Origin of the sequence: Pseudorhizobium marinum (genome assembly GCF_000705355.1) — a bacterium.
Lineage (GTDB): Bacteria > Pseudomonadota > Alphaproteobacteria > Rhizobiales > Rhizobiaceae > Neorhizobium > Neorhizobium pelagicum.
Window position 1 is genome coordinate 68,071 of the sequence record NZ_JMQK01000012.1, and the last position, 14,286, is coordinate 82,356.

At 64.6% G+C, this 14,286-nt stretch carries 13 protein-coding genes; 4 read left to right on the forward strand and 9 right to left on the reverse strand.

Features of this window, described 5'->3' with window-relative positions; genetic code table 11:
• The first annotated feature begins 9 nt into the window (after positions 1-9).
• Positions 10-1,206, forward strand: a complete 1,197-nt coding sequence (uxuA, locus tag EO99_RS0115385) for a mannonate dehydratase (RefSeq protein ID WP_029619516.1) — start codon at positions 10-12, stop codon at positions 1,204-1,206.
• A 2-nt stretch (positions 1,207-1,208) separates the two neighbouring features.
• A complete protein-coding gene (locus EO99_RS0115390; RefSeq protein WP_156034833.1) occupies positions 1,209-2,624 on the forward strand; it encodes a mannitol dehydrogenase family protein in 1,416 nt (471 codons plus the stop codon).
• A gap of 162 nt (positions 2,625-2,786) precedes the next feature.
• Here EO99_RS0115390 and EO99_RS0115395 read toward each other — a convergent pair whose 3' ends face one another.
• From EO99_RS0115395 to EO99_RS0115435, 9 genes are all read right to left on the reverse strand, one after another.
• Positions 2,787-4,064: an L-fuconate dehydratase gene (locus EO99_RS0115395; protein WP_029619518.1), complete on the reverse strand. Its 1,278-nt coding sequence runs from the start codon at positions 4,062-4,064 to the stop codon at positions 2,787-2,789.
• A gap of 25 nt (positions 4,065-4,089) precedes the next feature.
• Entirely contained in the window at positions 4,090-4,824 is a 735-nt protein-coding gene (locus tag EO99_RS0115400) for an SDR family oxidoreductase (RefSeq protein WP_029619519.1), read from the reverse strand.
• Between the two features lie 48 nt (positions 4,825-4,872).
• Entirely contained in the window at positions 4,873-5,202 is a 330-nt protein-coding gene (locus tag EO99_RS0115405) for an L-rhamnose mutarotase (RefSeq protein ID WP_029619520.1), read from the reverse strand.
• A 10-nt stretch (positions 5,203-5,212) separates the two neighbouring features.
• Positions 5,213-6,220 (reverse strand): zinc-binding alcohol dehydrogenase family protein, encoded by a 1,008-nt coding sequence (locus EO99_RS0115410; protein WP_029619521.1) that lies wholly within the window; start codon positions 6,218-6,220, stop codon positions 5,213-5,215.
• Positions 6,221-6,233: 13 nt separating this feature from the next.
• Positions 6,234-7,070, reverse strand: coding sequence for an amidohydrolase family protein (locus EO99_RS0115415; RefSeq protein ID WP_029619522.1), 837 nt, complete (start codon positions 7,068-7,070; stop codon positions 6,234-6,236).
• Between the two features lie 4 nt (positions 7,071-7,074).
• Positions 7,075-8,088: an aldo/keto reductase gene (locus EO99_RS0115420; protein ID WP_029619523.1), complete on the reverse strand. Its 1,014-nt coding sequence runs from the start codon at positions 8,086-8,088 to the stop codon at positions 7,075-7,077.
• 63 nt (positions 8,089-8,151) lie between these two features.
• Positions 8,152-9,093, reverse strand: coding sequence for an ABC transporter substrate-binding protein (locus EO99_RS0115425; protein ID WP_029619524.1), 942 nt, complete (start codon positions 9,091-9,093; stop codon positions 8,152-8,154).
• A gap of 87 nt (positions 9,094-9,180) precedes the next feature.
• A complete protein-coding gene (locus EO99_RS0115430; protein WP_029619525.1) occupies positions 9,181-10,200 on the reverse strand; it encodes an ABC transporter permease in 1,020 nt (339 codons plus the stop codon).
• Between the two features lie 7 nt (positions 10,201-10,207).
• Positions 10,208-11,659, reverse strand: coding sequence for a sugar ABC transporter ATP-binding protein (locus EO99_RS0115435; RefSeq protein WP_156034835.1), 1,452 nt, complete (start codon positions 11,657-11,659; stop codon positions 10,208-10,210).
• Positions 11,660-11,979: 320 nt separating this feature from the next.
• On the opposite strand from EO99_RS0115435, the gene EO99_RS0115440 reads away from it, so the two are divergent.
• Both EO99_RS0115440 and EO99_RS0115445 read left to right on the forward strand, forming a co-directional pair.
• Complete coding sequence (locus tag EO99_RS0115440; RefSeq protein ID WP_029619527.1) at positions 11,980-12,681, forward strand: FadR/GntR family transcriptional regulator; 702 nt, start codon at positions 11,980-11,982, stop codon at positions 12,679-12,681.
• A gap of 57 nt (positions 12,682-12,738) precedes the next feature.
• A complete protein-coding gene (locus EO99_RS0115445; protein ID WP_029619528.1) occupies positions 12,739-14,271 on the forward strand; it encodes a UxaA family hydrolase in 1,533 nt (510 codons plus the stop codon).
• The last annotated feature ends 15 nt before the right edge of the window (positions 14,272-14,286 follow it).

Consider the following 14,286-nt stretch of genomic DNA (forward strand, 5'->3'; position numbering starts at 1 on the left):
GGAGTTTTCATGCGGCATACGTGGCGATGGTTCGGCCCGGTCGACAAGGTCGGCGTACAGGATGCGGCGCAGGCCGGCGCGAAGGGCATCGTCAGCGCGCTCCATCACATCCCGACCGGTGATGTCTGGCCCGTCGACGAGATCGCCCGGCGCCATGAGGAGATCAAGGCCGGTGGCCTGGTCTGGGATGTTGTCGAAAGCGTCCCGGTCTCCGAAAGCATCAAGACGCAGACGGGCGACTGGCGCCAGCATGTCGCCAACTGGCAGGAAACGCTGCGCCGCCTCTCGGCGTCCGGCATCCGCACCGTCTGCTACAACTTCATGCCGGTGCTCGACTGGACCCGCACCGATCTGCGCTGGGAGACGCGCCACGGTGCCCGTGCCATGCGGTTCGACCTCGTCGATTTCGTTGCCTTCGATATCCATCTCCTCCAGCGTCCCGCGGCAGCGGAAGACTATGACGAAGCGATCCGCGACAAGGCGGCCAAACGTTTCGCCGAGATGCCGGACGAGCGCCGCCTGTCGCTATCAAAGAACGTCGGGGCCGGTCTTCCGGGCTCCGCCGACGGCTACACGCTGCCGCAGCTGCGCGATCATCTGGCGACCTATGATGGCATCAGCCGCGAAAAGCTGCAGCAGCATCTGATCGACTTCCTTGCCGAGGTGACGCCGGTCGCCGAAGCGGTGGGCATCAACATCTGCGCCCATCCGGACGATCCGCCGTGGGCACTGCTCGGCCTGCCGCGTATCCTCTCGACCGAAGCGGACTATGCCCACATGCTCGACTACGTTGACAGCCGGGCCAATGGCATGACCCTCTGCACCGGGTCGCTGGGGGCACGCGCCGAAAACGATCTGCCGGCGATCGCCCGGCGCTTTGCCTCGCGCATTCATTTCGTGCACCTGCGCAACGTCCACCGTGAAGAGGAGGGCGCGCCGTGTTCCTTTTATGAGGACGAGCACCTGGAAGGTCACACCGACATGGTTGCGGTCATCGCCGAACTACTAAAGGAGGAGAAGCGTCGCCGGTCGGAAGGCCGTTCCGACCACGAGATCCCCATGCGCCCCGACCATGGCCAGGAGATCCTCGACGACCTGACCCGCGGCGCCCAGCCGGGCTATCCGGCGATCGGCCGCCTCAAGGGTCTGGCCGAACTGCGCGGCATCGAACGCGCGCTGACACACTCGAACTACGGAATGGAATGACGATGGAAAGACTCTCTGGTGCAACCCGCTTTGCCAATCCGGTCGCGACGCCGGATTACGACCGCAAGGCCCTGAAGCCGGGCATCCTCCATTTCGGCCTCGGCGCCTTCCACCGTGCCCACCAGGCCGTCTACAACGAGGCGGCGCTGTCGCAGAACTTCGGTGACTGGGGCATCGTCGGTGTCAGCCTGCGCTCGCTCGACATCGTCCGGGACCTGCGTGCGCAGGACCAGCTCTATTCGGTCATCACCCGCAGCGGTGCCGGCGACAGCGCGCAGGTCGTCGGCTCGATCATCCGGGGCATTTCGGCCGTGGAAGATCGCGACGAGCTGCTGGCGCTGCTCGTCGATCCGGCCATCAAGATCGTCACCATCACCGTCACGGAAAAGGCCTATGGTCTCGATCCCGTCACCGGCGGTCTCGACCGCAACCATCCGGCGGTGGCAGCCGATCTCGCCAATCCGACCGCGCCCACGGGCGTCATCGGCTATATCGTCGAAGGGCTGGCGCGCCGCCAGCAGGCCGGCATGGAGCCCTTCACGGTTCTCTGCTGCGACAACCTGCCGAGCAACGGCCGCGTCGTCCGCCGGCTCGTTCTCGAAATGGCGGAGGCGCGGGACGCGGCGCTCGCCGGCTGGATCGCCGAGCACGGCGCCTTCCCGTCGAGCATGGTCGACCGCATCGTGCCGGCCGCGACCGACGAAGGGCGTGCCAGGGCGGCACAGATGCTTGGCGCTGAGGATGCCCTGTCGCTGGAAACCGAGCCCTTCATGCAGTGGGTCATCGAGGACCACTTCCTGTCCGACCGGCCCGCATGGGAGGCCGCCGGCGCGCTCTTCGTCGATGAGGTCGAGCCCTACGAAAAGATGAAGCTCCGGCTGCTCAACGGCGCCCATTCGATGATCGCCTATCTCGGCCAGTTAAGGGGACTGGAATATGTCCGCGACGTCATGGCGGTGGCGGAGTATCGGGACCTTGCCCGTCGGCACATGAAGTCGGCGGTGAAGACGCTCGATCCGGTCCCCGGCATCGACCTCAATCGCTACATCGACCAGCTGATCGAGCGCTTCGAGAACCCGACCATCGCGCACCGCACGAAGCAGATCGCCATGGACGGCAGCCAGAAGCTGCCGCAGCGCATCTTCGCCGGCACCGTCGAAGCCCTGAAGGCAGGGGACGAGGCCGACACGTCGGCGCTGGCGACGGCGCTCTGGATCGCCTACGCGAAGCAGACGCCCGACATCGACGATCCCCGCCGCGAGGAATTGCGCAAGGCGGCGGCCGTCCCCGCCGGCGACGACGCCTCGGCTGCCTTCTTCGCTGTGCCGGGCCTCTTCCCGCAGGCGCTGATCGACAACCGCGCCTGGCGCGACCGGGTCAATGGCAAGCTGGCGGATATCGAAGCGGGGCGGATCTAGGCCTACAAGTCGTGCCCCTCACCCCAACTCTCTCCCCGCTTGCGGGGAGGGGACGTGCCTTGCTCGGCGTTGAGAGGGAAGGGACCATAACCACGAGCACCTTCTCCCCCCAGCGGGGAGAAGGTGGCGGCAGCCGGATGAGGGGCGCTGCCTCGGTGGCACTCACCCCCGGAACGTATATTCCGCGATCGACTCCGGCTTCATTTCAATCGAGAAGCCCGGCCGCGATGGCGGCATGTAGGCGGCGTCCTTGATGATGCAGGGGTCGATGAAGTGCTCGTGCAGGTGGTCGACATATTCGATCACGCGGCCTTCCTTGGTGCCGGACACGGCGACGTAATCGATCATCGACAGGTGCTGCACGTATTCGCACAGGCCGACGCCGCCGGCATGCGGCCAGACCGGCAGGTCGTATTTCGCGGCAATCAGCAGCACCGCCAGCACCTCGTTCAGCCCGCCCATGCGGCAGGAATCGATCTGCACGATGTCTATCGCGCCCTCGGCGATGAACTGCTTGAACATGATGCGGTTCTGGCACATCTCGCCGGTGGCAACCTTCACCGGGCCGATCGCCTGACGGATCTTGCGGTGGCCGGCGACATCGTCGGGGCTCGTCGGCTCCTCAATGAAGAAGGGATTGGCGAAGGAGAGTTTCTTGACCCAGTCGATCGCCTGGTCGACCTCCCAGACCTGGTTGGCGTCGATCATCAGGTAGCGATCGGGACCGATCACCTCGCGGGCGATGGTGAGCCGGCGAATGTCGTCCTCGAGATCGCGGCCGACCTTCATCTTGACGTGGTTGAAGCCGGCATCGACTGCCTCCTGGCAGAGGCGCCGCAGCTTCTCCTCCGGATAGCCGAGCCAGCCGGCCGACGTCGTGTAGCAGGCATAGCCTTCCCGCTGCAGTGTCGCGATCCGCTCTGCCTTGCCGGTTTCCGCCTTCTTGAGGATCGCAACCGCCTCGTCGCGGGTCAGCACGTCGGTGAGGTAGCGGAAGTCGACGATATCGGCGATCTCGTCGGGCGAAAGTTCGGCGACGAGCTGCCACACCGGCTTGCCCTGCTGCTTGGCCAGGAGATCCCAGAAGGCGTTGACGACGGCGCCGGTGGCCAGATGCATGGCGCCCTTGTCGGGGCCGATCCAGCGCAGCTGGCTGTCGCCGGTCAGATGCCGCCAGAATTTGCCGGGGTTCCGGCGGAAGCTTTCAAGCTCCTGACCGACCACGAGATGCCGCATCGCCTCGATCGCCATGCAGCAGATGTCGTTGCCGCGGCCGATGGTGAAGGTCAGCCCGTGCCCGTTCAGACCCTCGGTGTCGGTATCGAGGATGACATAGGCCGCCGAATAGTCGGGATCCGGGTTCATCGCATCCGAGCCGTCGAGGCTTTGCGAGGTCGGAAAGCGCAGGTCGAAGACGCGAAGATCGGTAATGCGGGTCATGGCAATCTCTGTGGTCCGTAAGAGGTCAAATGGTCCAGCCGCCGTCGATGCAGAAGGCTTGGCCTGAGGTATAGGTGGCGCCGGCGATGTAGACGGCGAGATCGGCGATTTCCTCCGGCGAGCCGAGGCGGCCCATCGGCTGGCGGGCGATGAAGGCGGCGCGGGCCTCGTCGTAATTGCCCTGGGCGCGCATGCGGTCCTGCAGCGACGGGCTTTCGACGGTGCCGGGGCAGATGCAGTTGCAGCGGATGCCCTGCGTCACGTAATCGGCGGCGACATGCTTGGTCAGGCCGATCACTGCGGCCTTGGTGGTGCCGTAGGCGAAGCGGTTGGGCACGCCCTTGATGCTCGAGGCGACCGAGGACATGTTGATGATCGCGCCGTCCTTGCGTTCCAGCATGCCGGGCAGCACCGCGCGGATGGTGCGGATCATCGCCTTGACGTTGAGGTCGAAGGCGAAGTCGAGGTCGCTGTCCTTCATCTCGAGAATAGAGCCGCCATGCACGACACCGGCGCAGTTGAAGAGGATGTCGACCTGGCCGATCTTGTCCACGGCAGCGTTCACCGCCGCCTCGTCGAGGACGTCGAGCTTCATGGTCGAGAGGTTGGCGAGCTGCGGCAGTTCGCCGAGCGCCTTCTCGTTGATGTCGGTGGCATGAACCGTCGCGCCGGCGGCGGCAAAGGCGAGCGCCGAGGCGCGGCCGATGCCCTGGCCGGCGGCGGTGATGAGAACGGTCTTTCCTTCAAGCATCTTGGTCATGTCGTTCCTTGCATGTGGCTCTGGCCTTGAATTGGCTCGCGTGGCGGTTCAGTCGTGGTGGAAGACCTCTTCCATCATCGCCCACCACTCCCCTTCCTTACGGCTTTCGAGCGGCTTTTGGCAGGGGATGGTGAACGCCCACCACTCCTGGTTCTTGGGGTCGGCGGCCATCTTCGCCATGTCGGCTTCGAAGTCCGTGCCGTGATACTCCCAGGTGCCGAACAGCAGGTTCTCCGGCTCGCGCAGGAAGATCGTGTAGTTCCTGATGTTGCAGCGGGAAATCAGGTCGAGGATCTCCGGCCAGACGGCGACGTGCAGCCGCTTGTATTCTTCCACCATGCCCGGCGCGACGCCGATCACCATGCCCATGCGTTGCATTGCCGTTCCCTCAGATTTCGACGATGGCCTTGACCACCCCGGCGGCCGGGTCGGTCAGCCCGGAAAACCGCTCCGGAACCTCCGAAAGCGTCATGCGATGCGTGATCAGCGCTTCCGGAATCGCACCGGCGCGCATCGCCTCCATCACCCGCTCGAAATCCTCCACAGTCGCGTTGCGGCTGCCGAGCAGGGAAGTTTCGCGCTTGTGGAATTCGGGATCGGAAAAGCGGATCTCGCTGGAAACGATCGAGACGAGCACATAGGTGCCGCCATGGCCGACGAAGCCGAAGCCGCGCTCCATGGCTTTCGCGTTGCCGGTGGCATCGAACACCACGTCGAAGAAGTCACCGCCGGTGATCTCCGAGAGTGTCTCCGTGTCGTCGTCCCCGAGCTTCACGGTGTGCGGGACGTCGAGATAGTTGGTCGCGAAATCCAGCCGGTCGGTGCGCCCGTCGAGGAATGTCACCTCGCCGCCGTTGAGGCGCGCGAAGATGGCCACCGCCATGCCGATCGGGCCGGCGCCAACGACGAGCACCTTCTGGCCGTCTTCGACCCTTGCCCGGGAAACGGCGTGGGCGCCGATCGCCAGGAATTCCACCATGGCGGCCTGATCCAGGCTGAGGCCGTCCGCCTTCAGCACGAATTTTTCCGGCAGGCTGAGGTATTCGGTCATGCCGCCGTCGCGGTGGACGCCAAGCACGCCGATGTTGCGGCAGCAGTTGGTCATGCCCTTGCGGCAGGCGCTGCAGTGGCCGCAGGAGATATAGGGGACGATGGAGACGGTATCGCCGACCACCAGATGGCTGGAGGCCGATGTCTCCTCGACCACGCCTGCGAGCTCGTGGCCCATGACGCGTGGATAGGAGAGGTAGGGCTGGTTGCCCGTGAAGATGTGGAGGTCCGTGCCGCAGACGCCGACCCGCCTGATCTTGACCAGCACTTCGCCTTCCCCGCGGGTGGGCTTGGGCCGGTCGATGGCGGAGAGGGTTCCGGGGGAATCGCAGATGATTGTCAGCATGGGAGGAGGCCCGTCATAAGGTTTTGCGGCGCTGGCCGCCGAGATTGTAGAAACGGAAGGCATTGCTGCCGAAGACCGCGTCGTGATGTTCGGCCGGCACGATGTCGAGGCATTGCGCCAGCCAGCGCTGGTAGTCGCCGGCAAGCCGCAGGACCGGCCAATCGCTGCCCCAGATCACCCGTTCCGGGCCGAACAGCTCGAGCACGGTTTCCGCGTAGGGACGCACCGCCTGCGGCTTCTGTTCGCCGGCTTCCGTCAAGAGACCGGAGAGCTTGCAATGGACGTTGGGAAGCGCTGCCAGCGCCGCCATTCCCTGGCGCCAGTCCGAATAACGGCCCTCGGAAATCTGCGGCTTGGCGGCATGGTCGATGACGATCGGCAGCCGGGTGGAGCGGCGCGCGAAATTGAGGAGCGGTCCGAGGTGCCGCGGCAGGACCAGCGCGTCGAGGACCAGGCCGTGATCGATCATCGCCGAGACGGCGGGCTTCAATCCGGGATCGTCGATCCAGTCGTCGTCGTCGATGTCCTGGAGCATCGGCCGAAGTCCCTTGAGCTTCGGGTGCTGCGCCAGCTCGGCGATCGCATCGGGCGCATCCTCTGCCTTCATGTCGGCCCAGCCGACGACGCCGAGGATCGAGGGTGTGCGGTCTGCAAGCTCGAGCATGAACGCCGTGTCGGCCTCGCTCTCCATCGTCTGCACCAGCACCGTCCCGTCGACATCCGCCTCGGCGAGCAGCGGCTGCAGATCCTCCGGCATGAAGTCGCGGTGGATTGCGGCAAGCTCTGCCGGAGGCCATTGGCCTTGCCGGTCGGCGATCCGCCAGAAGTGCTGGTGGGCATCGATCCGCATCGCCTCAGGCTCCGGCACGCGGAAGCGGCACGCCTTCGGCGATCAGGCCGCGATGACGCAGCTCGGTCCAGAAGGACGCCGGAATGATTTCGGAAAACCAGGCGACATTGGCAGTGATCTGCTCGGCGGTCCGTGCACCGGAGACAACCGTCACGACGGCGGGATGCGTCAGCGGGAAATGCAGCGCAGCCGATTGCAGCGAGACGCCCTGTTCCTCGCAAGCCGCCCGCAAGCCATCGACGCGGGCGAGGATGTCGGCAGGCGCATCCGCATAGTTGAACTTCCTGTTGCCGGCGAGGATGCCCGAGTTGAACGGCCCGGCGACGACGATCCCTATGCCGCGGCGGGCGCATTCGTCCATCAGCGGCAGGCTGTCCTGCTCCAGCAGGGTATAGCGCCCGGCGAGCATCGAGACGTCGATGTCGAAGACGTCCATGGCGTCGCGAACGGCCTGCCATTCATTGACGCCGAGGCCGATGGCCCTGGTGGAACCCTCGTCGCGCAGCTTGCCCAGCGCGCGAAAACCGCCGCCGTCGGTCAACTGGCTCCAGTAATGATCGTGACGGTCGCCATGGGTCATGCGGCCGATGTCGTGCACATAGAGGATGTCCGGCTTCAGGATGCCGAGCCGCTGCTGGCTTGCCTCGAAGGACCGCATGATCCCGTCATGGGTGTAGTCGTAGACGGGACGGAAGGGCAGCGGCTGGATATATCCGTCCTCCTCCTCGCCCACCGTCTCGTCCGGCGTCATGATCCGCCCGACCTTGGTGCTGAGCGTGTAGCTGTCGCGGGGGAGGTCCGTCAGCATCGTCCCGACCCGGCGTTCCGAGCGGGTGTAGCCATAGAAGGGTGCGGTGTCGAAGTAGCGGATCCCCGCATCCCAGGCAGCCTTGAAGGCGCCCTCGGACTCGGCGTAGCTGGTCACCCGGTAGAGGTTGCCCATCTGGGCGCAGCCGAGGCCCATGAGGGTGACTTCGACGTCGGCGCGCGGGAGCTTGCGGGTATCGGCAACATTCATGATGGCATGTCCTTGGTAAATGGATGCGCATCCATCATGGATGCGCATCCAGCGGGAGGAGGTTCAGTAGAGAACGTTTTTCGCTTCCGGCTTGTCGATATTGTCCTTGGTGACGATCACGACACCGGTATCGACGAACTTCTCGACCTTTTCCTTGTTGATCAGCTTCGTCACGGTGTCGATCCCGAGTTCGCCCATCTGGAAGGAGCCCTGCACGGCGATGCCGGCCAGTGTGCCATCCTTGACGAACTCCTGAAGGTCCTGGTTGCCGTCGAAGCCGAAGGCCACGACCTGCCCGGCCTTGCCGGACTGCTTGAGCGCGCGGCCCATGCCGATGGCGGTCGGCTCGTTGGCACCGAACATGCCCTTGAGGTCGGAATTCGCGGCCAGAACGTCCGTCGTCTGGTTGAGAGCGGTCGCCATCTGGGACTGCGAGTAGTAGGGCCCGACGATCTCCAGCTTGGAGTTGGCCTTGATGTAGTCGGTAAAACCGCCGACGCGACCGATTTCGGAACCCGCACCCGCGACATAGGACATGATGGCAATCTTGCCTTCGGTGCCGACCTTCTCGATCAGCGCCTGGGCGGCCAGCTCGCCGGCCTTCTTGTTGTCGGTGGAGAGGAACGACTGGTAGTACTGCTCCGCACCCTCGGCGAGCATCGAGTCGATGATTACGACGGGGATGCGGTTCTCCCAGGCCTTCTTCACGGCAGGCACCAGCGCGTCCGGATCGGACGGTGCAAGCACGATGCCGGCAACGCCGCGGTTCACGGCGTTCTCCACCATGTTGACCTGATCGGCGATCGCCGATTCCGATGCGGGACCCTGGAAGGTCATCGTATGCTCCGAGACGTCTTCCATCGCCGCATCGGCGCCCTTCTGGACGTTCTGCCAGAAGGTGGAATTGACGGTCTTGACGATGACGGCGATCTCGCCGGCCTGAGCGGCCGAAAAGGTCCCGAGCGCAATGGCGGATGTCAGTAGGGCAGTTGCAAGCTTCTTCATGTTGTCCTCCAGTGGAATTGGCCTGACCGGCCGTGGTTTCGAGAGCTCCTCACTCTCAAGTTCGTGCGGAACGGGTCCGCACCCCCTTCATCGACGGTTGCGCAACTGGTCGATCCAGACGGTGCCCAGAATGACGAGGCCGATGATGATCTGCTGCGTGAAGGCGGAGACGCCGTTCATGTTGAGGCCATTGCGCAGGATGCCGATCACGAAGGCCCCGATCAGCGTCCCGGAGATCGTGCCGACGCCGCCGATCAGCGAGGTGCCGCCGATGACTGCGCTGGCAATCGCGTCCAGTTCGTACATGACGCCTTCATTCGGCTGCGCCGTGACGAGGCGGGACATCAGCACGCAGCCCGTCAGGCCGGCGAGCGTGCCCGACAGCACATAGGTGAAGCTGACGACACGGCTGACGTTGACGCCCGACAGGCGCGCGGCGTCGGCGTTCGATCCGACCGCATAGATATGGCGGCCGAGCACCGAGCGGTTCAGCATCAGCGCGACGGCGACAGCGATCACCACCATCAGGATGACCGGATAGGGGATGCCCGGGAACACCACGTTGGGAAAGCCGTCGTCGCCGATGGTGACGACGCGAAACAGGGAGCCGTTGCCGAGCACGCCGAAGGATTCGCCAAGGCCGGAGACGGCACGGGCGCCCGTGATCTGCAGTGCCAGGCCGCGGGCAATCAGCATCATGCCGAGCGTTGCGATGAACGGCGGCAGCTTCATCTTCGTCACCAGAATGCCGTTGATCCAGCCACAGGCCGATCCGGTCAGGATGCCGATCAGCATGGCGAAGGGAACGGGAATGCCCCAGTCGCGGACGGCAAGGGCCGCAACGACACCGGCGAGCGCCAGCACGGATCCCACCGACAGGTCGATGCCGCCGGTGATGATGACGCAGGTGGCGCCGATCCCGAGGAGAGCGATCGACGTCACCTGGAGCGCGATCGTCATGCCATTGTTGACGGTGAAGAAGGCGCTGCTGGTGGTCGAGAACACCGCCACAAGGGCAAAGAGGCTGCCGAGCGCGGCAAACTTCTGGATGATGTCCTTCTGACGGTCGCTCAGCCGGCCGCTTTTCTGTTCGCTTGTATCCGCCATTGTCACCTCAGTGCGCCGTCGGGCCGTAGCCGGAGGCGTATCGCATGATTTCTTCCTGATCGGTCTTCCGGGTTTCCAGAACACCGGTGATGCGCCCGCCGTGGAAAACGGCGACGCGATCGGTCATTCCCATGATTTCGGGCAGTTCCGAGCTGATGAGGACGACCCCGATGCCCGCCGCCGCCAGTTCGTCCATGATCTTGTAGATCGCGAACTTCGCGCCGACGTCGATGCCGCGGGTGGGTTCGTCGAAGAACATCACCTTCGGCTTGCGGAACAGCCACTTGCCGATGATGATCTTCTGCTGGTTGCCGCCCGACAGAAGCCGCACCGGCTGCTTGATCGACGGAGTACGGATATCGAGGAGCTCGACATATTCGTCGGCGACCTCGTCGTGCCTGTTGAAGTCGATGAGGCCGAAGCGGCTCGACACTGCTTCCATGTTGGCGAGCGTCATATTGGCGTCGACCGGCATCTTGATCGCCAGCCCCTGCGCCTTGCGGTCTTCCGAGAGATAGGCGATGCCGGCGGCGATGGCATCGCGCGGCGAGCGGATAGTCAGCGTCTCGCCATGCAGCGTGATCGTGCCGGAATCGAGCGGGTCGGCGCCGAAGACGGCGCGGGCGACCTCGGTGCGCCCGGCGCCCATGAGGCCGGAAAAGCCGAGGATCTCGCCGCGCTTCAGGGAGAAGCTGACATCGGAGAATACGCCCTCGCGCCGCAGACCCGAGACGCTGAACAGCACCTCCTCGGAGGGAATGGAGGTGCGCTCGGGAAACTTCTCCTCCAGCGAACGGCCGACCATCTTGGCGACGATGTCGTTGACGGTCGTCTCCGCGAAGCGGTCGGTGGCGATGTAGCGCCCGTCGCGCAGCACCGTGACGCGATCGACGATCTCGGCCATTTCGTCCAGTCGATGGGAGATGTAGGCGATGCCAACGCCGGACGCCTTGAGGTCGCGGATGACCTGGAACAGCAGCCGCGTCTCCTGCTCGGTGAGCGATGAGGTCGGCTCGTCCATGATCAGGACTTCGGCATCGAGAGACAGGGCCTTGGCGATCTCGACCATCTGCCGTTGCGCCACCGACAGCGTCCGCACCTGCACGTCCGGGCTGATGTCGACGCCGAGGCGGTCGAGGCAGCGCTTGGCGTCGGTGCGCAGCTTCTTGCGGTCGACGAGGAAGCCGCGACGGGGCTCGCGCGCCAGATAGATGTTCTCGGCAACGGTGAGATGCGGAACGAGGTTGAGTTCCTGGTGGATGATGGCAATGCCTGCGGCTTCGGATTCCAGCGGCGAGGCGAAGCGGCTTTCCTTGCCCTTGTAGACGATCGTACCGGAAGTCGGCTGGTAGACGCCGCTGATGATCTTCATCAGGGTCGACTTGCCGGCGCCGTTTTCGCCGCAGACCGCATGGACTTCGCTTGGCAGGAGGTCGAAACTGACGCCTGACAGCGCCATGACGCCGGGAAATTCCTTGGTGATGCCGTCGAGGCGCAGCAAGGCGGCGCGATCGCTCGATCGCGGGTCCAGATGCTGAATGTCAGCCGATGTCTGCACGACGGCCTCCTCCCTTTTTCGCTGGCCAAGCTCCAACCGCCAACTGCTAATGGGTAAACCCCCAGACCAAAACTGGTCAAGCCAATTTTTGCGATTAAACGGTTCGGATCGGAAAGGAGTGGACGAAGAGGCCGCAAAACAGGCGGTTCCGTCTGCGGATCGACCTTGCTCAGTCAGATGCGAATGGGTATGGTAAGGCCAGATCGACAAATGGCGTGGACATGAACGGACCCATCAAGGCGGCTGAGCCGCGCAGGCTCTACCAGCAGATCGCCGACCAGATCCGTGCCCTGGTCCAGGGTGGCCATTTCGCGCCCGGCGCCCGGCTGCCGGCGGAACGGGACCTGGCACAGCAGCTCGGCGTCTCGCGGCCGTCTCTGCGGGAGGCGCTGATCGCGCTGGAAATCGAAGGCAGCGTCGAGATCCGCATGGGGTCCGGGATCTACATCACAACCGAGCCGGATCGTCGTCCCTGGCAGACGCGCTCCATGGGCGAAAGTCCTCTGGAGCTGATGCAGGCCCGCGCCGCAGTCGAGGGGACCGTCATCACCCTCGCGACCGCCCGCATGACCCCGGAGGCGCTGCAGTCCATCCGCCAGACCCTGGACGACATGCGCGTCGAGATCGAGGAAGGCCGCAAGCCGCTCGACCAGGACCGGCAGTTCCACCTGACGATCGCCGGCCAGAGCGGCAACAGCGTGCTGTCGCGCATCGTCGGCGAGCTCTTCGACGAGCGCCACAGTCCCCTGTCGGCGCAGATCCGCACCCGCTTCGAAACGCCGGAAACCTGGAGCTTCGCCCTCTCCGAGCACGAGGCGATCTTTGCAGCACTCGAGGCAAGGGATCCGCTGCAGGCGCAGGCGGCGATGCGGGCGCATCTGGAGGAGTCCAAGCGCCGCTGGATGGAAAACGAACCGCGCTAGTCACAACCGAACTTGAAGAACACACAGGAGTCCCCTCCTGGGAGGAGGAAGCAGTCAATGGATGTCATCGTATCACCCATCATCATTCTGAACGCAGCCGACGACGTCGGCGTCGTCCGGCGCACCGTCCAGCCGGGCAATCTCGTCGGGCATGGTGACCTTATCGCCCGCGGTCTGGTCGGCCGTGGCCACAAGGTTGCGATCAAGCGGATTCCATCTGGGGGGGAGGTCAGGAAATACGGCCAGGTCATCGGCGTTGCCACGCAGGATATCGAGCCCGGCGACCACGTGCATCTGCACAACCTCGCCATGCTGCCGTCCGAGCACGTGCATCAGTTCAGCGTCGACATCGAGGAAAAGGGCATGCTGCCCGAGGCCGAGCGGCGCACCTTCATGGGCTACGATCGCGGCATCGGCGGCGCCGGCACCCGCAACTACATCGGCATCATCTCGTCGGTGAACTGTTCCGCCACCGTCTCGCGCTACATCGCCGACTACTTCAACCGCATGGGCGGGCTCGACGGCTTCGACAACATCGACGGCGTCGTCGCCCTGACGCATGGCACGGGTTGCGCCCTCAACAACAAGTCGGAAGGCTACCGGGTGCTGATCCGCACCATCCAGGGCTATGCCAAACATCCGAACTTCGGCGGCATCCTGATGATCGGACTCGGCTGCGAGACCAACCAGATCGGACCGATCCTCGAACACTACAAGATGGAGGAGGGCGACAGGCTGCGGACGATGACGATCCAGCAGCACGGCGGCACCCGCAAGACGATCGACGCGGCCATCGAGATCATCAAGGAGATGCTGCCCGGAGTGAATGCGGCGGTGCGCACGCCGCAGCCGCTGTCGAAGCTGAAGGTCGCGTTGGAGTGCGGCGGTTCGGACGGCTATTCCGGCATCTCGGCCAATCCCGCCCTCGGCTATGCCTCCGACCTGATGGTGCGCAACGGTGGCACCACCGTGCTCTCCGAAACCCCCGAGATCTACGGCGCCGAGCATCTGCTGACGCGCCGTGCCATCACCCCCGACGTTGCCCGTAAGCTTCTGGAGCGGATCGACTGGTGGCGGGACTATACCGCCCGCAACGGTGACGAACTCAACAACAACCCGTCGCATGGCAACAAGCTCGGCGGCCTGACCACCATCCTGGAGAAGTCGCTCGGTGCTGTGGCCAAGGGCGGCTCGATGCCGCTGAAGGCGGTCTACGAGTTCGGCGAGACCGTGACAGAGCAGGGCTTCGTCTTCATGGACACGCCCGGCTACGACCCGGTCGCGGTGACAGGCCAGGTGGCCGGCGGCTGCAACGTCATCTGCTTCACCACAGGCCGCGGTTCGGTCTCCGGCTTCAAGCCGTCGCCCTGCATCAAGATCGCCACCAACTCCGAAATGTACGAGCACATGAAGGAGGACATGGACATCAACTGCGGCGGCATCGTCACCGGCGAGGAAACCATCGAGCAGTCGGGTCAGCGGATTTTCGAGGATATCATCGCGGTGGCGTCAGGGCGCAAGACGCTGAGCGAAATCTACGACTACGGCGACAACGAGTTCGTGCCGTGGCAGATCGGGGCGGTGACCTGAGCCACCGCCCGCGGA